The sequence below is a fragment of the Streptomyces sp. NPDC017095 genome, from assembly GCF_044332325.1.
Taxonomy (GTDB): Bacteria; Actinomycetota; Actinomycetes; order Streptomycetales; family Streptomycetaceae; genus Streptomyces.
In genome coordinates this window covers 211482-235925 of record NZ_JBIROU010000007.1, presented here as the reverse complement: position 1 = coordinate 235925, position 24444 = coordinate 211482, and the positions used below count along the sequence as shown (strand labels likewise).

Here is a 24444-nt window from a genome sequence, read left to right as displayed (position 1 = left end):
GCCGGACCGCCATCCGGAATCACAACTTCCTTATGCGCGCGCTCCTTTGGGGCGTGTGGCCGGGCGCCCCGGGTAGCCGGGAAGTCCGGTTCGGGTGGAAGGAGTGGTGGCTCGTGGACGCGCGGCAGACAACGGAGGGATCCGCACTCGGCCCCCTGCGGCCCGGGACCAGGCAGCGCGCGGAGCTGCGGGTCCGGGTCGCCGACATCGCGTGGACCGCTCTCTGCGCCGTCCTCGCCGTGTGGGCGGTCGCGAGCGCGGTCGGCGCCGTACGCGGGATGACGGCCTGGGCGTACTGCGCGGTGGCCTGGATCCTGCTGGCGATCGCGTGCGCGGTGCGGCTCGCCGCCGCCCGCCGCAGGAAGCGGATCTGAGGGACGGCGGGCGTGGAACGGATCAGAGTCTTCCCGGCCAGGCACCTGTGGGCGCGGATGTGCCTGTCCGTGCTCGCCGCCGCCGCGCTGGTCTGCCTGCTGTGCGGCGGGGTCACCGCCTTGACGGCCCTCACCGCGGGACCTCGGCAGACCATCGGCATGGCCCTGTTCTCCGTGGTCTTCAGCGGCTGGCTGCTGTACAGCGGCGGCCTGCAGAAGCGGAGGCTGCGGACCATGCGCGCCGCGCTGCGCGCCAAAGACACCGTAGACGCCGCAGACCCCGAAAACGCCGGCGGCGCCACCGCCGGCGACCTGGCGGCGCGTCCCTCGCCGTGACCCCGGCAGGCCACTCCGGAAAAAACCCGGGAGGCCGCTAAAGAAAACGGGGCCCTCGTCGCTCTTCGCTCACGACAGCCCGCACCTGTGGGGTGCGGGCGCCGGGTGAGAAGGACGACGACATGGACACGGCTCTGGTGATCTGGCTGATCGCGGGTTCCCTCATTCCCAGTGTCGCCAAGATGGTGGACAGCATCGCCTACCGCAACCGCGCGGCCGGCGACGCCGAGGTCATCAGGGCCAGGCGCACGGCGGACCGCCGTGCCGGACGGCGGGGGAAGCACCATGGCTGAGGAGCCGGGGGAAGCGCACCGCTCGCTGCGCGACCTGCGCGAGCTGTACGAGCGCGGGTATCCGGCGCTGGTCGGCTACGCCCGCAAGAAGCTGCGGGAAGCGGAGGTGCCGGAGTCCTTCCTCGACGCCGAGGACGTCGTCCAGAACGCCTTCGCCAAGTCCTGCCGCGACCCGTCCCGCATCGACGAACCGCGGGCGTACGTGTACCAGTTGATCCGCAGGGAGGTGCTGGAGAGCGCACGGCGCCGGCGCCACGCCCGGGACAGGGCCGTGCTGGTGGTCAGCGACCTGCAGGAGACGGACTTCACCGGCGCGGTGGAGGACCGCCTCGCCGTGCGGCAGGCGCTGATGAGCCTGCCGGCCCGGCAACGGGCGGCCGTCTACGTGGTCAAGGGGCTGGGCTACCGCCAGGAAGAGGCCGCTCTGCTGCTGGGAAAGCGGCCGGGCACCGTGGCCGCCCAGGTCGCGCGCGCCGGGGCCGCCTTGAAGACCGTGCTGACCGCCACGTCCGTCCTCTTCACGGTCCTCCTCTGCGGCCTGGGCATGGCGTCGATACGCCGGTACGGCGTGGCCGGCCGGCCGGAGGGGGCGCCGGAGGCGGCTTCGCGCCTGCTCCCGCTGCTGCTGTGGGCACTGCTGACCCTCCTGCTCTTCGCGGGCGCGGTGGTGTTCGTCGGCGTGCCCCAGCGCAGGGCGGGCGAACCCGACGGCTCACGGCCCGTGCGTCCGGTGGTGCTGCGCAAGCGCCTGGCCGCGCGGCTGGCCGACTGGCTGCTGACGGCGGCCGCCCTCTCCCCGCTGGCCGTGCAGCAGCTCACGGCCGCGTACACACGGCTGCGCGACCGGATCGGCGTGGCGCGGGCGAGCGGGGAGACGGCCACCGTCTGGCTGGCCGACGGCGCCACGGTCGCCCACCTCGCCCTCGTGGGCTGCGGCTTCCTCCTCACGGTGCTCCTGCTCGACGCCCTGCCGACGGCTCTGTGGGGCCGGACCCTGGGCAAGAAGCTCCTCGGGCTGCGCGTGGCGGACATCGAGAGCGGCCGCACGCCGTCGTACTCCCAGGCACTGCGGCGGGTGCTGGCGTCCACGGCCCTGAACGCGCTCGTGGTGCCGGGGATCATCAGCCTGCTGTGGGGCTTCCTCGACCGGCCCTGGCGGCAGTGCTGGCCCGACAAGGCCGCCGGGACCACGGTGACCGACGGGGGCGGGGAACCCTTCCCGCCCCCGGGGACACCCGGCTGAACGCTCCGCGCGGCGGGTGCGTATGTGTGGGCCGAGGGTCGACTCCCCACGGAGGAACCGTGACCACCACGCTCGCGGGCGGACGCGCCGCCCGCCGACAGACGATGCGCCGGATCCGTCCGCGCCGCTCCCCGGCCGTCCCGCTGCTGCTCGCCGTGTGGGCGGGCGCGGCGGCCGTGCTGGGGCTGTGGTGGCACACCACGCCCGCCATCGCCGACGGCACCGGCCGCATCCTGAACGCCGGCCGGATCACCGGGCTGCTCGCGGGCTACCTGATGGCGCTGGTGGTGCTCCAGACGGCGCGGGTGCCGGCGCTGGAACGGCGGGTCGGCTCCGACCGGGTGGCCCGCTGGCACGCGGTCAGCGGCCGGTACACGCTCTGCCTGGTCCTGGCGCACGTCTTCCTCACCATGTGGGGCTACGCGCGCCAGGCCGGACGGTCGCTCGCCGGCCTCGCCGGGCAGACCGCCGACTCCGTCGGCCAGCTACCCGACCTGGGCAAGGCGGCCCTCGGCACCGGCCTGCTGGTGGTCATCGGCCTGACGTCGGCCGGCCCGGTGCGCCGCCGGCTGCCGTACGACGCCTGGTACCACGTGCACCTGCTGACGTACGCGGCGGTGTTCCTGACCTTCTGGCACCAGATCAGCACCGGCAACGAGTTCGCGGTGGAGCCCGCCGCCCGGACCTTCTGGTACGGCCTGTACGGCACGGTCACCGCGCTGGTGCTCTGGTACCGCGTCCTGACCCCGGTCCGGCTGAACCTGCGGCACCGCCTGCGGGTCAGCGCCGTCGTCGAGGAGGCGCCCGGCATCGTGTCGGTGCTGATCGGCGGGCGGCGGCTGCACCGGATCGGCGCGGAGGCCGGCCAGTTCTTCCGCTGGCGGTTCCTCGCCCCGGGGCTGCGGTTCAGCTCGCACCCCTACTCCCTCTCGGCCGCCCCGCGCCCCGGCACGCTGCGGATCACGGTGAAGGCGAGCGGCGACCACAGCGCCCGGCTGCGGGAGCTGACGCCCGGCACCCGGGTGTGGGCGGAGGGCCCGTACGGCGCCCTCACCGCGCGGCGCCGCAGCCGCGGCAAGGTCCTGCTGGTCGCGGGCGGGGTCGGCATCACACCGATGCGCGCCCTGTTCGAGACGCTGCCCGGGGCCGCCGGGGACCTCACGCTGCTGTACCGGGCCGGCACCACCCGGGACCTGGCCCTGTGGGACGAGCTGGCGGCGATCGCCGAGGAGCGGGGCGCCCGGCTGATGTACGCGGTGAACAGCCCGGACGGCGAGCGGCCCGACATCTCCGCGGAGAGTCTGCGGCGCAAGATCCCGGACCTCGACGGGCACGACGTCTTCCTGTGCGGCCCGCCCGGGTTCGCGCGGTCGGTGTACGAGGCGCTGCGGGCCGCGGGCGTTCCGGCCCGGCGTATCCACCACGAGTCGTTCGAGATGTGAGCGGAGCTGCGAGAGCGATGAGGAAGAGCCATCCCGTCCGGCGGACCGTGCTGGCCACCGCCGCGACCGTGTCCGGAGTGGTGCTGCTGCTGTCGTTGAAGCCGGCGGCGGACCCGGCCGCGGCGGCGGGCGCGGACCCGCGGCGGCCGGCGGCCGGCGCGCGGTCCCCGCAGGGCGGCGCCCCGGCCGCCGGCTCGGGCACGGTCACCGGGGACGCGGTGCGCACCCCGTACGGGACCGTGCGGGTGCGGCTGACCCTCGACGGCGGCAGGATCGTCAAGGCGGAGGCGGTCCAGGCGCCCGAGGGCGGACTCAGCGGGCAGAAGACCGCGCTGGCCGTGCCGAGGCTCGGCCGGGAGGCGGTGGCCGCGCAGAGCGCCGGCATCGACACGGTGTCCGGGGCGACGTACACCAGCGAGGGATACCGGACCTCGCTCCAGTCCGCGCTGGACCGGGCCGGTGGCTGAGCCTGCGGCCGGGTCCGCCGGGGCTCCGGTGGCGGTGCGCCGGGCGGAGGAGGTCATGGGGACGGTCTTCTCCTTCGACGTGCGCGGCGGGGAACCGGCGGCGGTCCGGGCGGCGCTCGCCCGCGCCGTCGCCGGGCTGCACCGGGCGGACGCGGTCTTCAGCACCTACCGCGCCGACAGCGACGTGTCCCGGCTGGCGCGGGGCGAGCTGGACGCCGCCGGGTGCGCTCCGGAGGTGGCCGAGGTGCTGGGGCTGGCGGCGCGGGCGGAGCGGGTGAGCGAGGGCTGGTTCGGCACCCGCCACCGGGGCCGGCTGGACCCCACCGGCATCGTCAAGGGCTGGGCCGCCGAGCGGGCGGCGCGGGCGCTGGCGGCGGTGGACGGGGTGTGCGGGGTGGCCGTCAACGGGGGCGGGGACGTACAGCTGCTGGGCGCGCCGGAGCCGGGGCGGGCCTGGCGGGTCGGGGTGGCCGATCCGGTCCGGCCCGGCGGGCTGGCGGCGGTGGTCTCGGCGGCCGGCACCCGGGAGCTGGCGGTGGCCACCTCGGGCACGGCGGAGCGGGGCGCGCACATCGTGGACCCGCGCACCGGCCGGCCGGCGGTGACCGACCTGGTCGCGGTGACCGTCGTCGCTCCCCGGCTGACCTGGGCGGACTGCTGGGCCACGGCCGCGTTCGCCCGCGGCCTGCGGGCCGGGCTGCGCTGGCTGGAGTCGCTGCCGGACGTGGAGGCCCTGCTGATCACCGCGGACGACGAGGTGCGCTGCACGTCGGGGCTGGCGGCGCGGCTGGGCTGAGCGCCCCGCGGCGGGCACCCCCCGCCGCGGGGCGGTCAGGTGCCGTTCTGGGCCAGTTTCAGCAGGTGGTCGGCGAGCGCCTGGCCGCCCGTCGGGTTCCGGCTGATCAGCAGCAGCGTGTCGTCGCCGGCGATCGTGCCGAGGATGTCGTGCAGCTCCGCCTGGTCGATGGCGGAGGCCAGGAACTGGGCGGCGCCCGGCGGAGTGCGCAGGACCACGAGGTTGGCCGACGCCTCCGCGGAGATCAGCAGCTCCTGGGCCAGGCGCCGCATCCGCTCCTCCTTCGCCGACCCTCCCAGCGGCGCCCGGGGCGTGCGGAAGCCGCCCTCGCTCGGCACCGCGTAGATCAGGTCGCCGTCGGTGTTGCGGATCTTCACCGCGTTCAGCTCGTCGAGGTCCCGGCTGAGCGTCGCCTGTGTGACGTTCAGCCCGTCGTCGGCGAGCAGCTTCGCGAGCTGGCTCTGCGACCGCACCGGCTGCCGGTTGAGGATGTCCACGATCCGGCGGTGCCGCGCGGTGCGGGTCTGCGGTACGGCGGGCCCGGCCCCCGGGGCCTGCTCGTGGTCCTGCGCCTCGCTCATGATCGTGCTCATTCTCCGGATCGTTCGTTCCCCGCCACGGGGCTCGCTGCGTCGAGGATGCCGGGCAGCGCCCCGAGCAGCGCGTCCGCCTCGTCGTCGCGGAGGTTCAGCGGCGGCATGAGCCGTACGACGTCCGGGGCGGGCGCGTTCACCAGGAACCCGGCCTCCTGGGCCGCCCGCTGCACCTCGTGCGCGTACGGCCCGGTGAGCACGATACCCAGCAGCAGGCCCGAGCCCCGGACGTGACCGGTCAGCGGGTGGTCCAGCGCCTCGATTCCCTCCCGCAGCCTGGCGCTCTGCCGCTTGACGTGGTCGAGCAGTCCCTCGGCCTCGATGGTGTCGAGCACGGCGAGTCCGGCGGCGCAGGCGACCGGGTTGCCGCCGAAGGTGGTGCCGTGGTGGCCGGGGCGCAGCAGGTCGGCGGCCCGGCCGAAGGCGACGGTCGCGCCGAGCGGCAGCCCGCCGCCCAGTTGCTTGGCGAGGGTGACGACGTCGGGCAGCACGCCCTCGTGGGCCTGGTACTCGAACCAGGTGCCGGTGCGGCCGATGCCGGTCTGCACCTCGTCCAGGACCAGCAGGGCGCCGGTGGCGGCGGTGATCGCGCGGGCGGCCTTCAGGTAGCCGGCCGGCGGCACGACGACGCCGTTCTCGCCCTGGATCGGCTCGATGACCACCAGGGCCGTCTCCTCGGTGACCGCGGCGGCCAGCGCCTGCGCGTCGCCGTAGGGCACGTGGGTGACCTCGCCGGGCAGCGGCCGGAACGGGTCCCGCTTGGCGGGCTGGCCGGTGAGCGCGAGGGCGCCCAGGGTGCGGCCGTGGAAGCCGCCCTCGGTGGCGACCATGTGGGTACGCCCGGTGAGCCGGCCGATCTTGACGGCGGCCTCGTTCGCCTCGGCGCCCGAGTTGCAGAAGAAGACCCGGCCCTCCCGGCCGAAGAGGCGCAGCAGCCGTTCGGCGAGGGCCACGGTGGGCTCGGCCATGAAGAAGTTGGAGATGTGGCCGAGGGAGGCGATCTGCTCGCTGACGGCCGCGACGACCGCGGGGTGGGCGTGGCCGAGCGCGTTGGTGGCGATGCCGCCGACGAAGTCCAGGTACTCCCGGCCCTCGGCGTCCCACACCTTGGTGCCCTCGCCCCGCACGAGAGGCAGGCGCGGGGTGCCGTAGGTGTCCATGAGGGCGCCCTGCCACCGCTGGGCCAGCTCCTGGTTGCCCGTCACTGTGCGTTCCCCTCGTGCTCGTCGGGCACGACCATGGTGCCGATGCCCTCGTCGGTGAAGATCTCCAGCAGGATCGAGTGCTGGACCCGGCCGTCGATGACACGGGCGGTCGTCACGCCGTTGCGCACGGCGTGCAGGCAGCCCTGCATCTTCGGCACCATGCCGGAGCCGAGGTCCGGCAGCAGCTTCTCCAGCTGCGAGGCGGTGAGGCGGCTGATCACCTCGTCGGAGTCCGGCCAGTCCTCGTACAGGCCCTCGACGTCCGTGAGGACCATGAGGGTCTCGGCGCCGAGCGCCGCGGCGAGCGCCGCGGCCGCCGTATCGGCGTTGACGTTGTAGACGTGTCCGTCGTCCTCGGAGCGGGCGATCGAGGAGACGACCGGGATGCGGCCGTCGGCGAGCAGGGCCTCGATCGCGCCGGTGTCGATCCCGGTGATCTCGCCGACCCGCCCGATGTCGACCCGCTCCCCGTCGATCACCGGGGTGTGCCGGGTCGCGGTGATGGTGTGCGCGTCCTCGCCGGTGAGGCCGACGGCGAGCGGGCCGTGCTGGTTGAGCAGGCCGACGAGTTCACGCTGCACCTGCCCGGCCAGCACCATCCGTACGACGTCCATGGCCTCCTCGGTGGTGACGCGCAGGCCCGCCTTGAACTCGCTGACGATGCCGTGCCGGTCGAGGGCGGCGCTGATCTGCGGGCCGCCACCGTGCACGACGACCGGCTTGAGGCCGGCGTGGTGGAGGAACACCACGTCCTGGGCGAACGCGGCCTTCAGGTCCTCGTCCACCATGGCGTTGCCGCCGAACTTGATGACCACGGTCTTGCCGTTGTGCCGGGTCAGCCAGGGCAGGGCCTCGATGAGGATCTGGGCCTTGGGCAGCGCGGTGTGCTTGCGCGTGGAGGTCATGAGGAGTAGGCGCTGTTCTCGTGGACGTAGTCGGCGGTCAGGTCGTTGGTCCAGATGGTCGCGGTCTCGGTGCCGGCGGCGAGGTCGGCGGTGATGTGGACCTCGCGGTAGCGCATGTCGACCAGCTCCCGGTCCTCGCCGACCGAGCCGTTCCTGCAGACCCAGACGCCGTTGATGGCGACGTTCAGCCGGTCCGGTTCGAAGGCGGCCCGCGTGGTGCCGATCGCGGAGAGCACGCGGCCCCAGTTGGGGTCCTCGCCGTGGATCGCGCACTTCAGGAGGTTGTTGCGGGCGATGGAGCGGCCCACCTCGACGGCGTCCTCCTCGGTCGCGGCGTTGACCACCTCGACCTTGATGTCCTTGCTGGCGCCCTCGGCGTCGCCGATGAGCTGTCGGCCGAGGTCGTCGCAGACCTGGCGCACGGCCTCGGCGAACACGTCGTACTCCGGGGTGATGCCGGAGGAGCCGGAGGCCAGCAGCAGCACGGTGTCGTTGGTGGACATGCAGCCGTCGGAGTCGACCCGGTCGAAGGTGACCCGGGTGGCCGCGCGCAGGGCCTTGTCCAGCACCTCGGCGCCGAGGTCGGCGTCGGTGGTGAGGACGACCAGCATGGTGGCGAGGCCGGGGGCGAGCATGCCGGCGCCCTTGGCCATGCCGCCGACGGTCCAGCCGTCCCGGGAGACCACGGCCGTCTTGTGCACGGTGTCGGTGGTCTTGATGGCGAGGGCGGCCTTCTCGCCGCCGTGCTCGCTCAGCGCGGCGGCGGCCGTCTCCACGCCCTTGAGCACCTTGTCCATGGGCAGCAGGACGCCGATGAGGCCGGTGGAGCAGACGGCGACCTCGATGGCGCCGCGGCCGAGCACCTCGGCGGCCTTCTCGGCGGTGGCGTGGGTGTCCTGGAAGCCCTGCGGGCCGGTGCAGGCGTTGGCGCCGCCGGAGTTCAGCACGACGGCCGAGACCTGCCCGCTCCTGAGGACCTGCTCGGACCAGAGGACGGGGGCCGCCTTGACGCGGTTGGAGGTGAAGACGCCCGCGGCGGCACGGCGGGGACCGTTGTTGACCACGAGGGCCAGGTCGGGATTGCCGTTCTCCTTGATCCCGGCGGCGATGCCCGCCGCCGTGAATCCCTTGGCTGCCGTGACGCTCACTGCATCTCCTCGTTCGCTTCTCCGCCCGTGCGGTGCAGCGGTGCGGCCGTCGTCGTCGTCCGCGGCCCGGCGGCCGCACGCGCTCCCCCGGCTGCCGCCGGGCGGTGAGCCCCGCTCACGGTGCGACTCCGATCGTGGAAAGCCCGAGGGTCTCCGGAAGACCCAGGGCGATGTTCATGCTCTGGACGGCACCGCCCGCGGTGCCCTTGGTCAGGTTGTCGATGGCGCTGATCGCGATGACCCGGCCCGCGGCGGCGTCGTGGGCGACCTGCACCTGGACGGCGTTGGAGCCGTACACGGACGCCGTGGCGGGCCACTGGCCCTCGGGGAGCAAGTGGACGAAGGGCTCGTCGGCGTACGCCTTCTCGTAGGCGGCGCGCACGGAGTCCGCCGTCACCCCGGGGGCGGCCTTCGCGCTGCACGTGGCGAGGATGCCGCGGGGCATCGGCGCGAGGGTCGGCGTGAAGGAGACGGAGACCCGTTCGCCCGCCGCCTCGCTGAGGTTCTGGATCATCTCCGGGGTGTGCCGGTGGCCGCCGCCGACGCCGTACGGCGACATCGAGCCCATGACCTCGCTGCCGAGCAGGTGCGGCTTGGGTGCCTTGCCCGCGCCGGAGGTGCCGGACGCGGCGACGATCACCGCCTCCGGTTCGGCGAGGCGGGCCGCGTAGGCCGGGTACAGGGCGAGGGAGGCGGCGGTCGGGTAGCAGCCGGGCACCGCGACGCGCCGGGACCCCGTCAGCGCGGCGCGGGCGCCCGGCAGCTCGGGCAGGCCGTAGGGCCAGGTGCCGGCGTGCGGGGAGCCGTAGAAGGTCTCCCAGTCGGCCGGGTCCTTCAGCCGGAAGTCGGCGCCCATGTCGACCACGAGGACGTCGGGGCCGAGCCGCTCGGCGACGGCGGCCGACTGCCCGTGCGGCAGGGCGAGGAAGACCACGTCGTGCCCGGCGAGGGCCTCGGGCGTGGTCTCGGCCAGCACCCGCCCGGCCAGCGGCGGCAGATGCGGCTGGAGCGCGCCCAGCCGCTGCCCGGCGTTGGAGTTGCCGGTCAGGGCACCGATCTCGATCTCGGGGTGCGCAAGGAGCAGGCGCAGGAGTTCTCCGCCCGCGTATCCGCTCGCTCCGGCCACCGCCGCACGTACTGCCATGTCCACCCTCCTCTGGATGGCATGACTATACGTTTCGCCGCACGTTTATGCAATCGTCTTGGGAAGCATCACCCAGCGGGACACCACGAAGGTGACCGGGATCGCCGCGGCGGAGGCGAGCAGGGGCGCGAAGCGGCTGCCGGCGTGCAGGACGTCCACGATCAGGTACACCCCGGCCGTGGTGAGCGCGAAGTTGGTGAGATTGGTCAGCGGGAAGAGCAGGAATTTCCGCCAGGTGGGCCGCGTCCGGTAGGTGAAGCGGGCGTTCAGGAAAAAGGACCCGATCATGCTGAGCGCGAATGCCAGGAGGTGCGCGGCCAGATAGGGAAAAGCGGTGAGAAAGAAGAGGTAAAGACAGTAGTAGGTCGCCGTGTTGACGACGCCCACCACGCCGAAGGTGAGAATCTGCCGCATCAGGGGATGAGATCCTTCGTCCGTTCCACGTTGGTCGCCTTGACCAGGAAGTGCGGACGCCCCTTCACCTCGTAGTAGATGCGGCCGGTGTACTCCCCGATGACTCCCAGCATGACCATCTGCACGCCCGCCAGGGCGGTGACGGCGGTGATGATCGTCACGTAGCCCGGGGTCTGGACGCCGTTGACGAGGGCCGCGCCCACGATCCAGGCGGTGTACAGGCCCGCGCACAGCAACAGGGACACGCCCAGCCAGAGCGCGGCGCGCAGCGGGCGGTTGTTGAACGACAGCAGGCCGTCGAGGCCGTAGTTGAGCAGGCCGCGCAGGTTCCAGGAGCTGCGCCCGGCCTCGCGCGCGGCGTTGCGGTACTCGAAGGTGGTGCTCGGGAAGCCCACCCAGGCGAACAGGCCCTTGGAGAAGCGGTTGTACTCGGTCAGGGCCAGCACCGCGTCCACCACCCGGCGCGACAGCAGCCGGAAGTCGCCCACGCCGTCGGTCAGTTCCACGTCGACCAGGCGGTTGACCAGCCGGTAGTACAGGCGCGCGGTGAGGGTCCGGGTGAGCCGGTCGCCGGTGCGGCTGCGCCGGGCGATGACCTGGTCGTGGCCCTGTTCGCGCAGGTCGACCATGCGCCGGATCAGCGCCGGCGGGTGCTGGAGGTCGGCGTCCATGACGATCACCGCGTCACCCGAGGCGTGCCGCAGGCCGGCGAGCAGGGCCGCCTCCTTGCCGAAGTTGCGGCTGAAGGAGACGTAGCGCACCCGGGAGTCGTGCTCCGCGAGCCGTTCCAGGACGGCGAGCGTGCGGTCCCGGCTGCCGTCGTCCACGTACACGAACTCGGTGTCGTGGCCGAGGGGCAGCAGTTCCTCGGCGACCTTCTGGACCTCCTCGTGGAAGCGGGCGACGACGTCTTCCTCGTTGTAGCAGGGCGCGACGATGGATATCAGCATGGTGGTTTCCCCCTGGGCGCGATCAGAGAGCGGCGGTCGTCCGCTCGCGCGGTGATGTGGTCGTGGGCGGCGCCGGGGTGCGTCGGCGGCGGACGGCGCCGGCGGCGGTCAGCGCGGCGAGGACGAGCAGCGAGGCGGCCCCGACCGCCGTGCCCAGCCTCAGGCCGGGCGGATGGAAGGTGCAGGTCAGGCTGGTCGAGGTGGTGCCGAGCGGTACGGCGACCAGGCCGTGGTAGTCCCCCGCCGGCCGGGCCGGCCCGTCACCCGCCGCGCACCGCCAGCCGGCGATGCGGGGTACGGCGAGGACCGCGACGCCGGTGCTGCCGGCGGGCAGCGCGGCCCGGACCGTGCCGTCGGAGACGCTCACGTGCGTGGCGCCGGTGGCCGTCAGGCGCGCGGCGGCGGTGCGCAGCCGTCCGGTGTCCAGGCAGCCGACGGCGCCGGGCGGGATGCCGCCGGGCCGGGTCGGAGTGAGGCGGATGGCCAGCCTGCCGGAGGCGGGCGCGGTGCCGAGCGGTGCCATGGCGGCGCGGTTGCGCCCCTCCCTGGCGTTGAACAGGGCGGTGGTGGCGGTGCCTTCGAGCCGGGCGGTGCCGGCGTAGTGCGGGGCCCACAGCTGCACCTCGGTCCCCGCCGGGCAGCGGGCGGTGATCACCGGGCGGGCCAGGGCGTCGCCGGAACCGACCCGGCGCGACGGCAGCGGCCCCCCGTGGTCGTCCCGTACGGCGAGGCGGGGCACGGTGTAGACGCGGCTGCCGAGCAGCGTCTCCTGGTTGCGGTACGGCGAGGGGCCGAAGGGGCGGGTGCCGGGCGCGGGCCGCACCGTGACCAGGGGCGGCACCTCCCGCCGGGTCACGGTGGCGGGGCCGTCGGCGGGCGGCGCGTGCTTCTGGTGCGGGTCGGGCGGGGAGTGCACCCGGGCGCCGACGGAGAAGATCACGTCCGTGACCGGGTTGTCCAGGCTCTGCACGCTGCGGCCCCGCGAGGTCCAGCCGCCGCCGAGCGCGGTCAGGGTGCGGCTGAGGACGTCGGAGGTCAGGCTGCTGTAGTACTGGGCGCCCTCGCCGCCGACCAGCAGCGGGTCGTTGCCGACGGTCTGCTGGCGGCCGGGCTCGGTGCGGTAGCGGGGCCAGTCGTCGGCCCCGGCGATCAGCGCGGACTGGCGTTCCTGCCGCTCGCCCCAGGGCGCGTAGTCGTCCAGGTGGGCGAGGCGCAGCCGGGTGGCGACGGCGGAGGTGGCGGCGCTCTCGCCGGTCTGCGCGCCGAGCAGCAGCGCGACGGCCAGCCCGGCGAGTCCCGCGCGACGGCCGGCGCGGGCCAGCAGCAGGAGCCCGCCCAGCGCGCCGGCGACGGCGAGCAGCAGCACGGGCCAGGTGAAGAACCGGATCAGGGTGGAGCGGCCGGCGAGCGCGGTGATCAGGGCGAGCAGGGCGGTCGCCGCGCCGAGGGTGCGCGGGCCGGGCGGGCCGTGGGACAGGGTGTGCCAGGCGGCGATGACGAGCAGTCCGCAGACGACGAAGGTCTGCCGGTAGGGGCTGCCCTGCGGGGTGGCGAAGGCGTGCCAGAGCAGATGGGCGGGCGTCCACTGGAGGGACAGGACCGCCACGAGCACCAGGGCGGTCCAGCCCGCGCGGACCCGGACCGGGACCGCCCGGTGGAAGGGCAGGGCGAGGGCGAGCAGCAGCGCGGTGGTGCCGACGTAGAGGGCGGGCGAGCCCCAGCCGTACGTCGTGGGCAGCAGCCGGGCGAGGACGTCCTCGGCCGGTACCGGGGCGAACACCCGCACCCGGCCCGGGTAGGCGTGCCGGGTGCCGAAGTAGACGGTCAGGACCAGCGGGGCGGCGAGGCCGGTGCCGAGGGCGACGGTGAGGAGGGCGCGGCCGGCCGTGGCCAGGGCCTGCCGGGCCGGGGGCCGGGTGAGCGCGAGCCGGAGCAGCAGCACCAGGGCGGCGCCGAGGGTGGCCATGTAGGCGGTGTAGAAGTTGGCCGTCCAGGCGAGGGCGACGAGCAGGACGCCGGCCAGGCGCCGGCGTCCTGCCAGCGTCCACTCGCCGACCAGGCACAGCAGGGGCAGGGCGAGCAGGCCGTCGAGCCACATCGGGTTGTAGTCGGCGTCGGCGACGGTCCAGCCGCACAGCGCGTAGGAGGCGCCGAGCAGGCCCGCCGCCCACCAACGGCCGGGCCGCAGGACGAGCAGCAGGCAGGCCATGGCCGCGGCGGCCGAGGCGATCTTCAGGACGGTGATCACGTACACCGCGAGGTCGATCTGGTCCCGGGGGAAGAGCGCCACCAGCGGGGCGAACGGGCTGCCGAGATAGGTGCCGAGGTCGGGCAGGAAGGAAGCGCCGTACCCGGACTGCCAGTTGACGAGGAGGCCGCCGGCGGACCTGCCGTGCAGCAGGTCCCACAGGTGGGCGTGGAAGGGCACGAACTGATTGCCCAGGTCGTTGACGGCGCGGGTGCGCGGGCCGAAGGGGTAGCTGCGGGCGAGGACGTCGCCCGCGCACAGGGCGGTGGCCGCGAGGGCCGCGGCGAGCAGGCCGGCGGCCCGGCCGGGCCGGGATGTCCCTTTCACAGCCGGTTCCCGTCCGGGTGCGGCGCCGCGTTCCCGCGGGCCGTGCCGGGAGTGCCGGCCGGTGTGGTGCGATGCATTTCGGCGGACCTCGCAGAATGTGTGCCCCGTGTATTCGCCGACTTAGACGGGACGGGTTTCCGGATGGTTGTGTGCGCACCGGAAAACGAGGGGAATTCCGCCGGGCCCGGGAAACACCGGGTGAATTTCCCGACCGGCCGGGAAACATTGGATATCCGGCGGGTGTGCTCAGGGTGAACTGGCCTTCCTGGCCGCGTAGGCCCGGGCCGCGCGGACCCGGTTGCCGCACTTGGTGGTGCACCAGCGGCGGGCGCCGTGGGAGCGCAGGAACCAGCGGGCGCAGCCCTGGGCGGCGCACTCGGTGAGCTGGGCCGCGTCGGTGCCGGTGAGCAGGTCGGCGGCGTCCTCGGCGAGCAGCGAGAGCGCGGCGGCGGCCGGGTTGCCGACATCGGGGACGTCGGCGCGACGCGGGCCGTCGGCGCCCCAGTCCAGCCGGGGGGTGGCGGGGGCGGCGGCGAGGGTGGCGTTCAGGGTGTCCAGGGCGTCGGCGGGCGGCCGGGCCCCGGCGGCACGGGCGGCGAAGAGGAGCCGCAGCGCCTCGCGCAGGGCTCGCAGCCGACCGGACTGCCTGCCGTTCAAGGCCACCTTGTCGGGCAGCAGGGCGTGCCTGACCAGCCACAGGTGCGCGGCCTCGGCGCCGTCCAGCAGGTCCACCTCGCCGTGGCTGACGGTGAACAGCGTGTTGACCAGCGCCAGCGAGACGTACTGGTCCTCGCCGGGGACCGGGAGCTGATGCAGGTACACAGGTGACTCGTTATCCACACCGCTCATGGTATTTCTTGCGGTTCTCCGTGAGAATGGCCTAGCGTGCCTCACGGAGAACCGAAGACGAAAGCGTGAGAGGTGAGCTGTCGTGGCCTTCGACGTGGGCGCGCTGCGCGAGGACTTCCCGATCCTGGAGCGGACGGTGGCGAGCGGCGCGCGGCTCGTCTACCTGGACTCCGGGGCGACCACCCAGAAGCCGCTGCCCGTGCTGGACGCGGAGCGGGACTTCTACCTCACCCGCAACGCGGCCGTGCACCGTGGGGCGCACCAGCTCGCGGGCGAGGCGACGGAGGCGTACGAGCAGGCGCGGCACACGGTCGCCCGGTTCGTCGGCGCCGCCGACGACGAGGTGGTCTTCACCAAGAACACCACCGAGGGCATCAACCTCGTCGCGTACGCGCTGGGCCACGCCGGCCGGGTGGGGCCCGGAGACCGGATCGTGGTGACCGAGATGGAGCACCACGCGAACCTGGTCCCCTGGCAGCAGCTCGCCGCGCGGACGGGCGCGACGCTGGACTGGTTCGGCCTCACCGACGACGGCCGGCTGGATCTGACCCGGGTGGACGAGCTGCTGGACGAGCGCACCAAGGTGCTCGCCCTCACCCACCAGTCCAACGTCCTCGGCACCCTCAACCCGGTCCGGGAACTCGCCGACCGGGCCCACGCGTCCGGCGCGCTGGTGGTCGTGGACGGCGCCCAGTCGGTGCCGCACCGCCCGGTCGACGTGGCCGAGCTGGGCGCGGACTTCCTCGCCTTCTCCGGGCACAAGATGCTCGGCCCGAACGGCATCGGCGTGCTGTGGGGCCGCGCGGAGCTGCTCGCCGAGCTGCCGCCGTTCCTCACCGGCGGCTCGATGATCGAGATCGTGGAGATGGACCGCACCACCTTCCTGCCGCCGCCGCAGCGCTTCGAGGCGGGCGTGCCGATGACCGCGCAGGCGGTGGGGCTGGCGGCGGCGGTGGAATACCTGGAGCGGCTGGGCATGGCGGAGGTCGCGGCGTACGAGGAGTCGCTCACCGCCCGCGCCCTGGAACTGCTCGCCGAGGTGCCGGGCGTGCGCGTGGTCGGCCCGGCCGGGCCGGCCGGCCGCGGCTCGGCCGTCTCCTTCACGGTGGACGGCGTCCACCCGCACGACGTCGGCCAGGTGCTGGACGAGCGGGGTATCGCGGTCCGCGTCGGCCACCACTGCGCCCGGCCGATCGTGAAGCGGTACGGCATCCCGGCGACCACCCGGGCCAGCTTCTACGTCTACAACACCCCGGAGGAGATCGACGCGCTGGTGGCGGGCGTGCGGGAGGCCCAGCGGTACTTCGGCGCCTGAGCACGCCCGCGGGTCCGCGGGTCCGCGGGTCCGCGGGTCCGCGGGTCCGCGGGTCCGCGGGTCCGCGGGTCCGCGGGTCCGCGGGTCCGCGGGTCCGCGGGTCCGGCCCTGCGCGGGTCCGGCCCTGCGCGGGTCCGGCCCTGCGCGGGTCCGGCCCTGCGCGGGTCCGGCCCTGCGCGGGTCCGGCCCTGCGCGGTCCGCCGTCCGGGCGGCGGACCGCGCCGGAGGCTACCGCTGCCTGATCCGCAGGAACGTGACGGAGTTGGCCGGGAAGGTGTAGGTGAACCGGCCGGCGACGCCGGTGACGACGGAGGTCCGCGGGGCGACCGCCGTGGCGGTCTCGGTGTTCACCGCGTCCGGCGCCGCGGCGAGCGTGGTCGCCTTCGCCCGGGACGCGACCTTCGCGCCGCCCAGGTCGATGGCCGTACGGGCGGCGGCGGGCTGGGCGTTGACGACCTTGAGGATCAGCTCACCGGTCCGGGTGTCCCGCGTGACGACCTGGCGGAACGGCTCGGCCGGCTTGTCGTCGGTGAAGTGGCCCCACTCCTCGCCGTCGAGGTACAGGGTGACCTGGCGGCCGCGCACCTTGACGTGGACGTCGTAGGCGCGGCCGGTCTCCACCGAGCCCGCCTTGGCGAGCAGCGTGGACTTGCCGCCGTCCGCGGTCTGCTCGACGGCGGACTGGGTGTTGTTCCAGCCGCCGATGTTCCACCAGTAGTAGCTGCCGGTGTCCTGCACGCCGAAGGCGACGAGAAAGCCCTCCTTGCCGGACTTCTTGGTGGCCTTCACCCGCAGGTCGTAGTCGTGCCAGGCCGGGTCACCGGCCTGGACCATGGTGTTCTCGGCGGTGTCGTCGCTCTGGACGTACTCTCCGTCCCGGACGGTCCAGGCGCCGGTGCCGGTGTGGGTCCAGCGCGCCGCGTCACCGGAGAAGTCGTCGTTCAGCAGGGTGGTGCCGTCGGCGCCGGTGACCCGCACGTCGTCGTAGGCGGCGGCGGTGTTCCAGGTGGACAGGCCGACCGCGCCGGTGAGCGGTCCGCTGACACCGGGTGTGCCGGTGGCCGTGCTCGGCACCACGCGGTCGCCCACGTTGGTCATGAACAGCTTCTGGACCTCGTAGTTGGCCGAGCCCCAGGACGCGTGATTGTTGAACCACACCAGGTCGGGGCGCCACTGCACCGCGTCCTCGTTGGCGAACAGGGGCGCGTACGAGGCGAGGGCGACCACGTCCGCGTTGCGCTCCAGACCGGTCATGTACGCCGCCTCGGCGAGGCCGTTGCGGAAGGCGTTGCCCTCGGAGGCGTACTCGCCGAGAAAGACCTTCGGCCCGGAGCGGTCGTAGGAGTCGTAGCGGTCGTTGTTCTGCAGGAACCAGCGCGGGCTGTTGTAGTAGTGCTCGTCGACCAGGTCGACCCGGGCGTCCCGGTTGAGCTTCCAGGCCGTGTCGAAGGTGGTCCCGGAGTCGTCCGGCCCGGAGTTGGAGAGCACCTTCATGTACGGGTACTCGGCCTGGATCGCCGCGCGGAAGCGCTGGAAGCGGGCGAAGAACTCCTCGGGGAGGGTCTCCTCGTTGCCGACCTCGATGTGGGTGAGGTGGAAGGGCCTGGGGTGGCCCATCGCGGCGCGCTTGGCGCCCCACCGGCTCGTGGCCGGGCCGTTGGCGAACTCGATCAGGTCGAGGGTGTCCTGGATGTGCCGCTGGAGCAGGGCGTCGTCGGCGACGGCCTGGTTCTGGCCGCAGCCGGTGACCAGGGCGGGTACGACGGGCAGCGGCATGGCGCCGATGTCCTCGGCGAACCGGAAGTACTCGTAGTAGCCGAGCCCGTAGCTCTGGTTGTAGCCCCAGAAGTCGGCGTTGGTGGCGCGCTGCTCGACCGGGCCGATGGTGTCCTTCCACTGGTAGGCGCGCTTGCGCTGCCAGCCCGACGACGCGCTGTAGTCCTGCATGGAGCCGGTGTTGACCAGACAGCCGCCGGGGAAGCGGACGAAGCCCGGGTGCAGGGCGGCGACCTTCTCGGCGAGGTCCTTGCGCAGGCCGTTGGGCTCGTGCCGGTAGGTGTCGCGCGGGAACAGGGAGACCATGTCGAGCGCGGTGGCGGTGCCGGCGGCCACGGCGAGCCGGCCGGTGGTGCTGGTGCGGGTGGCGGTGAACGTGGCCCGGTAGCGGGCCCAGCCGCCCCGGCCCACCGCGATCCGCCGGGCGGTGGCGAGCGGGCCGTCCGCGTCCTGGAGGGCGACGGTGAGCGCGCCGCCGGCCTCGGCGCGGGCCCACACCGAGAAGTCGTACTTCTCGCCGTCCCGCACGGCGATACCGGTGTTGTAGCCGCTGTTGGCCACGGAGGAGCCGGCGTCCAGCGAGAGGTAGGCGCGGTTGCGGTCGTTGAGACGGCCGAAGTCGTTCCTGACCCGCGCGGTGCCGGAGACCGTCCAGGCGGTCAGCGGGGTGTAGGAGGCGTTGTCGTCGGCGGAGTACTCGAAGGACCGGTTCTGGATGAGTTCGGCGTACAGGCCGCCGTCGGCGGCGCGGTTGATGTCCTCGAAGAAGACGCCGTACATCGTCTTGCCGATCTCGGGCCCGGTGGCGGCCGGGTCGACGGTGATCGCGTAGTCGGCGGTGTCCTCGGCGTGGGCCGGGGCGGGCAGCGCGGCCGTGGCGAGCAGGAGGGCGCCCACTCCCAGGCCGAGTCTTTGGCGGGCGGTGCGTGACATGGGTACTCCGCGACTCAGAGTTGTTCGAAATATCGGACATTGGTCAGCACTTCGAACGCACGATAGGAAAGGGACGTGGGCACGTCAATGGGGTGGGCGAGGTCGCCCGTAAGCTCGGCCGGGGGAAGTGCCGACCGGAGCGAAAGGCGCGGTGATGGACGCATACTGGCCGGTGCCCGACCTCCTGGCCCACCTGGCCGGGCGCTGGCGCGTGGAGCGGAGCGTGCGGGATCTGGCGGGCGGGGACGAGGGGCACTTCACGGGGACGACCGTCTTCGCCCCGCGGGACGGCGGCGGGCTGCTGCACGAGGAGTCCGGCACCTTCACCTGGCGGGGGACGGCGCGGCCGGCCACCCGGACCCTGCTGTTCCTGCCGGGTCCCGCGCCGGGCCGGGCGGACGTGCGGTTCGCCGACGGGCGGCCCTTCCACGAGCTGGACCTGACCACGGGGCGGTATGTCGCCGACCACCCGTGTGCGGCCGACCTCTACCGGGGCGAGTTCACCGTGCGGGACGCCGGCCACTGGCGCACGGTGTGGCGGGTCGGCGGTCCGGCGAAGGACCTCGTGCTCCGTACCGACTACGCCCGCGAGGGCTGAGGCCGCACCGCGTCGAAGCGCAGGCTCCAGCGGCCGGAGCGGCCGGTGACCGTGATCGTCGACAGCGGGCGCACGTCGAGGTTCCAGTAGGTCGAGGACGGCGCCCGCAGGGCGTGCACCAGGGCCGCCCGGATCACGGAGGGCTCGGCCACCGCGACGATCCGGCCGCCGCCGTCGGCCGGGCGGGTGTCCAGCCAGCCGCCGACCCGGGAGATGAACGCCAGCAGCGACTCGCCGCCGTGCGGGGTGGAGCGCGGATCGGCGAGCCAGACGTCCACCGCCTGCGGTTCGCGGGCCATCGCCTCGGCCGGCGTCAGCCCGCGCCAGCGGCCCATGTCGCAGTCCCGCAGCGCGAGCTGGACCAGCGGGGCGTACCCGAGGGCGTCGCCCGTGGCCCGGCTGCGCGGGGTCGGCGAGCAGTAGCGCAGCTCGGCGGCGGCCAGCGGCAGCAGCTCCGCGGCGACGCGCCGCACGTCGTCCCAGCCGCCCTGGTCCAGCGGCCGGTCGTCCTGGAAGCGCTCGGCGGACGGCGGGGCACCGCGCGCCGCGGCGACGAACGTCACCCTCAGTGGCATGCGGTGATGGTGAGCCGACGACAGGTACCCGTCAAGGGGTCGCGCCGCTGTCACCGCGGGCGTGCGCGCGGCTCACTCGAAGGAGTGCACCATCCACTGGTCGGGACGGTCCAGCGGCCGGAAGCCCAGCTTCGCGTACACCCCGTGCGCGTCGTGCGTGGCCAGCAGCAGCCGGCGCAGGCCGAGGGGCGCGAGGTGGTCGCGTATCCGGCCGACGAACGCGGTGCCGACGCCCTTGCCGCGCGCGGACGGATCGACGTACACATCGGCGAGCCAGCCGAACAGGGCCTGGTCGGTGACCACGCGCGCGTACGCCACCTGCTCGCCGGAGGCCGTGGCGTAGACCCCGAAGTTCAGCGAGGACGCCATCGCCCGCTCCTGGGTCCGGCGGGTGCGGCCGATCGCCCAGTACGCGTCGGACGACAGCCAGCCGTGCACGCGGCCGACGTCGACGCGGGCGGAATCGGCGGAGAACTCGTAGCCCTCGGGGAGGCCGGGTGTATCGCTCATACGGTGATCCTCACAGGCGGAGGCGGGGCGCGACGAGTGGTTTTCCCGGTACGGCGGCCGGCACCGCCCACCGGCTTCGCCGCGCCTCGTGTGCACCGCGCCGCCCACCGGCTTCACCGCGCCCCGCGTGCACTTGCGCCGTGCCTTCACCGCACCTCGTCGCAGGCCGTGCGCAGCCGGCGTACGCCCTCCGCGATCTCGCCGGCGTTGGCCACCGCCGCGAAGCTCAGCCGCAGGTGGGCGGCCGGCGGTTCGGCGCTGAAGTAGGGGCGGCCGGGTGTGAGGGCGACGCCGGCCCGCAGGGCCGCCGCCGTCAGGGCCGCCTCGTCCATGCCGTCGGGCAGCCGCAGCCACAGGTGGTAGCCGCCGGACGGGATGTGCGGGAGGGCCAGTTCGGGCAGGTGCCGGGCGAGCAGGCTCGTCATGGCGTCGCGGCGGGTCTTCAGCTCGGCCGACAGCGCCCGCAGATGGCGGGGCCAGGCCGGGGAGCCGACGAGTTCCAGGGCCGCCTCCTGGAGCGGCCGCGGGACGAAGAAGCTGTCCACCACCTGGATGGCGCGCAGGCGTTCCAGCACCGGCCCGCGCGCGGCCAGCGCGCTGACCCGGAAGCTGGGCGAGGTGGCCTTGGTCAGCGAGCCGACGTGGACGACCACGCCGTCCGGGTCGTCGGCGGCCAGCGGCCGGGGCAGCGGGCCGGCGTCGGCGTGCACGAGCCGGCGCACGAAGTCGTCCTCGACGACGAACGCCCCGGCCGCGCGGGCGATGCGCAGCACCTCGGCGCGCCGGGCGGGCGCCAGCACGGCTCCGGTCGGGTTCTGGAACAGCGGCTGGCAGACGAAGACCCGGGCGCCGGTGGCGCGGAAGGCGTCCGCGAGCAGGTCGGGGCGTACGCCGTCGGGGTCCACGGGCACCGGGACGGGCCGCAGTCCGGCCGCCCGGGCGAGGGCCAGCATGCCCGGGTAGGTGGGCGACTCCACGAGCACCGGGGCGCCGGGCGGGGCCAGGGCGCGCAGGGCGGTGGCGAGGGCCGCCTGACCGCCCGCGGCGATCAGCACCTCGGCCGCGGTGACGGCGCCGCCGATCCCGCGCGCGAACCACTCCCGCAGTTCCGCCAGCCCCTCCAGCGGCGGTCTGCCCCAGGCGCCGGGCCGCCGCCCGGCCCGGGCCAGGGCCGCCGCCATGGCCCGCTCGGGCTGCAGGGACGGGTGCGGATAGCCGCCGTTGAACTCCAGCACGCCGGGCGGCGGGGCGGCCAGCGAGACCGTGACGCCCGAGGCGTCCACCGTGCGCGGGACGAGGTCGCTCCCGCCGGCGGCGCTCAGCGCGACCTCCTGCCAGGAGGTGTCCCCGGCCGGGGCCTGCGCGCGGTGCGGTCCGGCCCGGAAGGCGCCGGCGCCCGGCCGGGTGACCACCAAGCCCTCGGCGGCGAGCTGGGCGAGGGCCCGCGAGACGGTCACCGGGCTCACCCGGAACCGCTCGACCAGGGCCCGGCTCGACGGCAGCTTCTCACCAGAAGAGTAGCGGTCAAGCTCCGTTCGCAGTCGTTCTGCCAGTTCACCCACACTGCTACGCTGTTGCATGAGAGCACAGAGTAGCGCTACTGCCGTCCGCCCGATAGCGGTCACCGCTCCCCGGGACCCGGCCGGACTCGGCACCCTCCAGGCCGGCCTGGGTGTGATCGCCTTCTCCCTGACCTTCCCGTCCACCGCCTGGGGCCTGGAGAGCTTCGGTCCGTGGTCGCTGGTGGCGGTGCGCGCGGTGCTCGCCGCGGTCGTCGCCGGCGGCTGTCTGCTGGCGCTGCGCGTGCCGCTGCCGCCGCGGCACCGGCTGGCGGGCCTGGCCGTGGTGGCCGCCGGGGTGGTGCTGGGCTTCCCGATGCTGACCACGCTGGCCCTGGAGACCTCCACCACCGCCCACGCGGCCGTCGTGGTGGGGCTGCTGCCGCTGACCACCGCCGTGTTCTCGGCCCTGCGCACCGGCGCCCGGCCCTCCCGCCGGTTCTGGGCGGCGGCCGTGGCGGGCGCGGCGGCCGTGATCGCCTTCACCCTCGGCCAGAGCGGCGGCGCGCTCACCGTGTCCGACGGCTACCTCTTCGCGGCGCTGCTGGTGTGCGCGGCCGGCTACACCGAGGGCGGCCGGCTGGCCCGGACCATGCCCGGCTGGCAGGTCATCGGCTGGGCGCTGGTGCTCTGTCTGCCGCTGACCGTGCCGGCCACCGCGGTGGCGCTGGCCTTCGAGCCGGTGCACCTGACCGGGCACGGCGTCGCGGGCCTGCTGTGGGTGGCGCTGGGCTCGCAGTTCCTGGGCCTGATCGTCTGGTACCGCGGCATGGCGGCCGTCGGCATCCCGCGGGCCAGCCAGTTGCAGTTGGCCCAGCCCCTGCTCACACTGGTGTGGTCGGCGCTGCTGCTGGGCGAGCACTTCACGGCGGCCGCTCCCCTGACCGCCGTCGCCGTGCTGGTCTGCATCGCCGTCACCCAGCGGTCGTGAGCGTGAGGAGGCCCGTCAGATGCACGCAGCCAAGGGCGACCGGCTTGTCCAGCACGGCAGGGTGGTCGGCCAGCACGACCATGTCGTGGAGATCGTCGAAGTGCTCGGCCCCGAGGGCAACCCGCCCTACCGTGTGCGCGCCGAGAACGGACACGAGACGATCATGTCCCCCGGCCCCGACTGCCAGGTCAGGCACGGGGAAACGCATCAGCACTAGTCAGCGCGGTGGCGTCGCCGGCCCCCGGTAGTGGTCGGCGACCACCCGTGCCATCGCCCCGGCCGGATCGGCCGCCAGGTCCCGGGCGGCGAAGAACACATGGCCGCGCACCTGCGGGTACCGCGCGGCGAGCGTGAGGTGCCGGGACAGCTCGACCGGGTCCTGCCAGGCCGAGGGCTCGCCGGCGGCGCCCGCCTTGTACAGGGCCTCGCCGAGGTACAGCCGCGTCCCGGTGCCCCGGACGGCCCGCGCCCACCAGGACACGAGCGCGGCGTAGTCGGCGGCGGCGTCGCCGAGCGGCCAGTACAGCTGCGGGACGACGTAGTCGATCCAGTGCCGGCGCACCCAGGTCCGGGTGTCCGCGTGCAGATCGTCGTAGCTCTGCACGCCCGCCCGCGTCTCCGAGCCGCGCGGGTCGGCCGACGCGTTGCGCCACACCCCGAACGGACTGATCCCGAACCGGGTGCCGGGCCGGATCCGGCGGACGCCGGCGGCCGTCTCCCGCACCAGCGTGTCGACGTTGTGCCGGCGCCAGGCGGCCCGGCCGGGGAAGGCGCCGCCGTGACGGTCGTACGCCGCGTCGTCGTCGAAGGTCTGCCCGGCGACGGGATAGGGGTAGAAGTAGTCGTCGAAGTGGACGGCGTCCACCGGGTACCGGGCGACCGCGTCCAGCATCGCCCGCCGCACGAAGGCGCGGACCTCGGGCAGCCCGGGGTTGTAGTACAGCCGGCCGGCGTACGGCACGACCCAGCCGGGATTCCGGCGGGCGGGGTGCGAGGCGGCCAGGCGGCCGGGGTCGGCGTGCTGCGCGATCCGGTACGGGTTGCACCAGGCGTGCAGTTCCAGGCCTCGGGCGTGGGCCTCCGCGACGGCCGTGCCGAGCGGGTCCCAGCGGGGATCGCCGCCCTGGGTGCCGGTCAGGCACGCGGACCAGGGCTCGTACGGCGACGGCCACAGCGCGTCGGCCGCCGGCCGCACCTGGAGGATCACCGTGGTGAGCCGGTAGCGGACCGCCCGGTCGAGATGGGCGATCAGCTCCGCGCGCTGCCGCGCCGCCGGGAGGCCGGGCCGCGAGGGCCAGTCCCGGTTGCCGGCGGTCGCGATCCAGACGCCCCGCAGCCCGGTGGCAGCGGTCGCGGTCACGGCCCGGGCGCCCGCGCCCTCCGCGCTCGTGCCGCCCCCGGCCGCCGTCGCGCCCGGTGCCGTGGCCAGCGCCGACAGCGCCGCCCGTGCGAAGGTCCGCCGCGGCATACGCCCCACCGGACACCTCCCTCACGCTGTGGATCCGCCGGGTCA

24 protein-coding genes and 1 pseudogene are annotated in these 24444 nt (G+C 74.3%); 11 read left to right on the top strand and 14 right to left on the bottom strand.

What is annotated here, in order from left to right:
* Nucleotides 1–113 precede the first annotated feature (113 nt).
* The 7 genes and pseudogenes from ACH4OA_RS16345 (at nt 114) to ACH4OA_RS16315 (ending at nt 4951) form a co-directional block, all read left to right on the top strand.
* Nucleotides 114–374 carry a hypothetical protein gene (locus ACH4OA_RS16345; RefSeq protein ID WP_397969498.1) on the top strand — a complete coding sequence of 87 codons (261 nt, stop codon included), beginning with the start codon at nt 114–116 and terminating at the stop codon, nt 372–374.
* A 12-nt stretch (nt 375–386) separates the two neighbouring features.
* Nucleotides 387–710, top strand: coding sequence for a hypothetical protein (locus ACH4OA_RS16340; protein ID WP_397969496.1), 324 nt, complete (start codon nt 387–389; stop codon nt 708–710).
* Nucleotides 711–832: 122 nt separating this feature from the next.
* Complete coding sequence (locus ACH4OA_RS16335) at nt 833–1003, top strand: hypothetical protein (RefSeq protein ID WP_365883526.1); 171 nt, start codon at nt 833–835, stop codon at nt 1001–1003.
* Nucleotides 996–2246, top strand: a complete 1251-nt coding sequence (locus ACH4OA_RS16330; protein ID WP_397969495.1) for a sigma-70 family RNA polymerase sigma factor — start codon at nt 996–998, stop codon at nt 2244–2246. Before ACH4OA_RS16335 ends, ACH4OA_RS16330 begins: the two co-directional genes overlap by 8 nt.
* Before the next feature lie 59 nt (nt 2247–2305).
* A complete protein-coding gene (locus ACH4OA_RS16325) occupies nt 2306–3688 on the top strand; it encodes a ferric reductase-like transmembrane domain-containing protein (protein ID WP_397936963.1) in 1383 nt (460 codons plus the stop codon).
* A gap of 17 nt (nt 3689–3705) precedes the next feature.
* Nucleotides 3706–4143, top strand: a pseudogene (locus ACH4OA_RS16320) (FMN-binding protein); the annotation flags it as partial.
* Nucleotides 4144–4210: 67 nt separating this feature from the next.
* A complete protein-coding gene (locus ACH4OA_RS16315) occupies nt 4211–4951 on the top strand; it encodes an FAD:protein FMN transferase (protein ID WP_397936964.1) in 741 nt (246 codons plus the stop codon).
* A gap of 35 nt (nt 4952–4986) precedes the next feature.
* On the opposite strand, the gene ACH4OA_RS16310 is transcribed toward ACH4OA_RS16315, so the two are convergent.
* The 9 genes from ACH4OA_RS16310 to ACH4OA_RS16270 all read right to left on the bottom strand — a co-directional run bounded on the left by ACH4OA_RS16310 (nt 4987) and on the right by ACH4OA_RS16270 (nt 14734).
* On the bottom strand, nt 4987–5532 hold the full coding sequence (locus tag ACH4OA_RS16310) for an arginine repressor (protein ID WP_365877264.1): 546 nt from the start codon (nt 5530–5532) through the stop codon (nt 4987–4989).
* A gap of 8 nt (nt 5533–5540) precedes the next feature.
* Complete coding sequence (locus tag ACH4OA_RS16305; RefSeq protein WP_397946633.1) at nt 5541–6704, bottom strand: acetylornithine transaminase; 1164 nt, start codon at nt 6702–6704, stop codon at nt 5541–5543.
* A 41-nt stretch (nt 6705–6745) separates the two neighbouring features.
* Nucleotides 6746–7654, bottom strand: coding sequence for an acetylglutamate kinase (gene argB / locus ACH4OA_RS16300; RefSeq protein ID WP_397936966.1), 909 nt, complete (start codon nt 7652–7654; stop codon nt 6746–6748).
* Complete coding sequence (gene argJ, locus ACH4OA_RS16295) at nt 7651–8802, bottom strand: bifunctional glutamate N-acetyltransferase/amino-acid acetyltransferase ArgJ (RefSeq protein ID WP_365877235.1); 1152 nt, start codon at nt 8800–8802, stop codon at nt 7651–7653. The genes argB and argJ overlap by 4 nt, the downstream gene beginning before the upstream one ends.
* Before the next feature lie 115 nt (nt 8803–8917).
* Nucleotides 8918–9946 carry an N-acetyl-gamma-glutamyl-phosphate reductase gene (argC, locus tag ACH4OA_RS16290; RefSeq protein WP_397969493.1) on the bottom strand — a complete coding sequence of 343 codons (1029 nt, stop codon included), beginning with the start codon at nt 9944–9946 and terminating at the stop codon, nt 8918–8920.
* Between the two features lie 45 nt (nt 9947–9991).
* Nucleotides 9992–10360, bottom strand: coding sequence for a GtrA family protein (locus tag ACH4OA_RS16285; RefSeq protein ID WP_365877238.1), 369 nt, complete (start codon nt 10358–10360; stop codon nt 9992–9994).
* On the bottom strand, nt 10360–11310 hold the full coding sequence (locus ACH4OA_RS16280; protein WP_365877240.1) for a glycosyltransferase family 2 protein: 951 nt from the start codon (nt 11308–11310) through the stop codon (nt 10360–10362). Before ACH4OA_RS16280 ends, ACH4OA_RS16285 begins: the two co-directional genes overlap by 1 nt.
* Nucleotides 11311–11332: 22 nt before the next feature.
* On the bottom strand, nt 11333–13885 hold the full coding sequence (locus tag ACH4OA_RS16275; protein ID WP_397969491.1) for a YfhO family protein: 2553 nt from the start codon (nt 13883–13885) through the stop codon (nt 11333–11335).
* Between the two features lie 246 nt (nt 13886–14131).
* Nucleotides 14132–14734 (bottom strand): ABATE domain-containing protein, encoded by a 603-nt coding sequence (locus ACH4OA_RS16270; RefSeq protein WP_397969490.1) that lies wholly within the window; start codon nt 14732–14734, stop codon nt 14132–14134.
* A gap of 82 nt (nt 14735–14816) precedes the next feature.
* Between ACH4OA_RS16270 and ACH4OA_RS16265 the strand changes: the two genes are divergently transcribed.
* Nucleotides 14817–16049, top strand: coding sequence for a cysteine desulfurase (locus ACH4OA_RS16265; protein ID WP_365877246.1), 1233 nt, complete (start codon nt 14817–14819; stop codon nt 16047–16049).
* 228 nt (nt 16050–16277) lie between these two features.
* Here ACH4OA_RS16265 and ACH4OA_RS16260 read toward each other — a convergent pair whose 3' ends face one another.
* The gene (locus ACH4OA_RS16260; protein WP_397969488.1) at nt 16278–18758 is read right to left on the bottom strand and encodes an alpha-L-arabinofuranosidase C-terminal domain-containing protein; all 2481 of its coding nucleotides are present in this window, start codon (nt 18756–18758) and stop codon (nt 16278–16280) included.
* Nucleotides 18759–18912: 154 nt separating this feature from the next.
* Here ACH4OA_RS16260 and ACH4OA_RS16255 point away from each other — a divergent pair, with 154 nt between their 5' ends.
* Nucleotides 18913–19356: a DUF6314 family protein gene (locus tag ACH4OA_RS16255; RefSeq protein WP_397936976.1), complete on the top strand. Its 444-nt coding sequence runs from the start codon at nt 18913–18915 to the stop codon at nt 19354–19356.
* Here ACH4OA_RS16255 and ACH4OA_RS16250 read toward each other — a convergent pair.
* From ACH4OA_RS16250 to ACH4OA_RS16240, 3 genes are all read right to left on the bottom strand, one after another.
* Nucleotides 19338–19931 (bottom strand): histidine phosphatase family protein, encoded by a 594-nt coding sequence (locus tag ACH4OA_RS16250; protein ID WP_397936978.1) that lies wholly within the window; start codon nt 19929–19931, stop codon nt 19338–19340. The two genes, ACH4OA_RS16255 and ACH4OA_RS16250, sit on opposite strands and share 19 nt — an antisense overlap.
* 72 nt (nt 19932–20003) lie before the next feature.
* Nucleotides 20004–20441: a GNAT family N-acetyltransferase gene (locus ACH4OA_RS16245; protein ID WP_397936980.1), complete on the bottom strand. Its 438-nt coding sequence runs from the start codon at nt 20439–20441 to the stop codon at nt 20004–20006.
* A gap of 146 nt (nt 20442–20587) precedes the next feature.
* On the bottom strand, nt 20588–22021 hold the full coding sequence (locus ACH4OA_RS16240) for a PLP-dependent aminotransferase family protein (protein WP_397936981.1): 1434 nt from the start codon (nt 22019–22021) through the stop codon (nt 20588–20590).
* Between ACH4OA_RS16240 and ACH4OA_RS16235 the strand changes: the two genes are divergently transcribed.
* Nucleotides 22020–22931 (top strand): DMT family transporter, encoded by a 912-nt coding sequence (locus ACH4OA_RS16235; RefSeq protein WP_397969486.1) that lies wholly within the window; start codon nt 22020–22022, stop codon nt 22929–22931. The two genes, ACH4OA_RS16240 and ACH4OA_RS16235, sit on opposite strands and share 2 nt — an antisense overlap.
* Before the next feature lie 19 nt (nt 22932–22950).
* The gene (locus ACH4OA_RS16230; RefSeq protein WP_365877258.1) at nt 22951–23148 is read left to right on the top strand and encodes a DUF1918 domain-containing protein; all 198 of its coding nucleotides are present in this window, start codon (nt 22951–22953) and stop codon (nt 23146–23148) included.
* Here the strand turns inward: ACH4OA_RS16230 and ACH4OA_RS16225 are convergent, their stop codons facing one another.
* Nucleotides 23149–24399: a glycoside hydrolase family 10 protein gene (locus ACH4OA_RS16225; protein WP_397969592.1), complete on the bottom strand. Its 1251-nt coding sequence runs from the start codon at nt 24397–24399 to the stop codon at nt 23149–23151.
* Nucleotides 24400–24444 lie beyond the last annotated feature (45 nt).

Bases quoted from the DNA above. Each gene is read 5' to 3' on its own strand.
- ACH4OA_RS16310 (WP_365877264.1), bottom strand. From the start codon at position 5,532: ATGAGCGAGGCGCAGGACCACGAGCAGGCCCCGGGGGCCGGGCCCGCC.
- ACH4OA_RS16315 (WP_397936964.1), top strand. From the start codon at position 4,211: ATGGGGACGGTCTTCTCCTTCGACGTGCGCGGCGGGGAACCGGCGGCG.
- argC (WP_397969493.1), bottom strand. From the start codon at position 9,946: ATGGCAGTACGTGCGGCGGTGGCCGGAGCGAGCGGATACGCGGGCGGA.
- ACH4OA_RS16285 (WP_365877238.1), bottom strand. From the start codon at position 10,360: ATGCGGCAGATTCTCACCTTCGGCGTGGTGGGCGTCGTCAACACGGCG.
- ACH4OA_RS16255 (WP_397936976.1), top strand. From the start codon at position 18,913: ATGGACGCATACTGGCCGGTGCCCGACCTCCTGGCCCACCTGGCCGGG.
- ACH4OA_RS16250 (WP_397936978.1), bottom strand. From the start codon at position 19,931: ATGCCACTGAGGGTGACGTTCGTCGCCGCGGCGCGCGGTGCCCCGCCG.
- ACH4OA_RS16230 (WP_365877258.1), top strand. From the start codon at position 22,951: ATGCACGCAGCCAAGGGCGACCGGCTTGTCCAGCACGGCAGGGTGGTC.
- ACH4OA_RS16335 (WP_365883526.1), top strand. From the start codon at position 833: ATGGACACGGCTCTGGTGATCTGGCTGATCGCGGGTTCCCTCATTCCC.
- ACH4OA_RS16260 (WP_397969488.1), bottom strand. From the start codon at position 18,758: ATGTCACGCACCGCCCGCCAAAGACTCGGCCTGGGAGTGGGCGCCCTC.
- ACH4OA_RS16225 (WP_397969592.1), bottom strand. From the start codon at position 24,399: ATGCCGCGGCGGACCTTCGCACGGGCGGCGCTGTCGGCGCTGGCCACG.
- ACH4OA_RS16245 (WP_397936980.1), bottom strand. From the start codon at position 20,441: ATGAGCGATACACCCGGCCTCCCCGAGGGCTACGAGTTCTCCGCCGAT.
- ACH4OA_RS16240 (WP_397936981.1), bottom strand. From the start codon at position 22,021: ATGCAACAGCGTAGCAGTGTGGGTGAACTGGCAGAACGACTGCGAACG.
- ACH4OA_RS16235 (WP_397969486.1), top strand. From the start codon at position 22,020: ATGAGAGCACAGAGTAGCGCTACTGCCGTCCGCCCGATAGCGGTCACC.
- ACH4OA_RS16305 (WP_397946633.1), bottom strand. From the start codon at position 6,704: ATGGACACCTACGGCACCCCGCGCCTGCCTCTCGTGCGGGGCGAGGGC.
- argB (WP_397936966.1), bottom strand. From the start codon at position 7,654: ATGACCTCCACGCGCAAGCACACCGCGCTGCCCAAGGCCCAGATCCTC.
- ACH4OA_RS16280 (WP_365877240.1), bottom strand. From the start codon at position 11,310: ATGCTGATATCCATCGTCGCGCCCTGCTACAACGAGGAAGACGTCGTC.
- ACH4OA_RS16330 (WP_397969495.1), top strand. From the start codon at position 996: ATGGCTGAGGAGCCGGGGGAAGCGCACCGCTCGCTGCGCGACCTGCGC.
- ACH4OA_RS16270 (WP_397969490.1), bottom strand. From the start codon at position 14,734: ATGAGCGGTGTGGATAACGAGTCACCTGTGTACCTGCATCAGCTCCCG.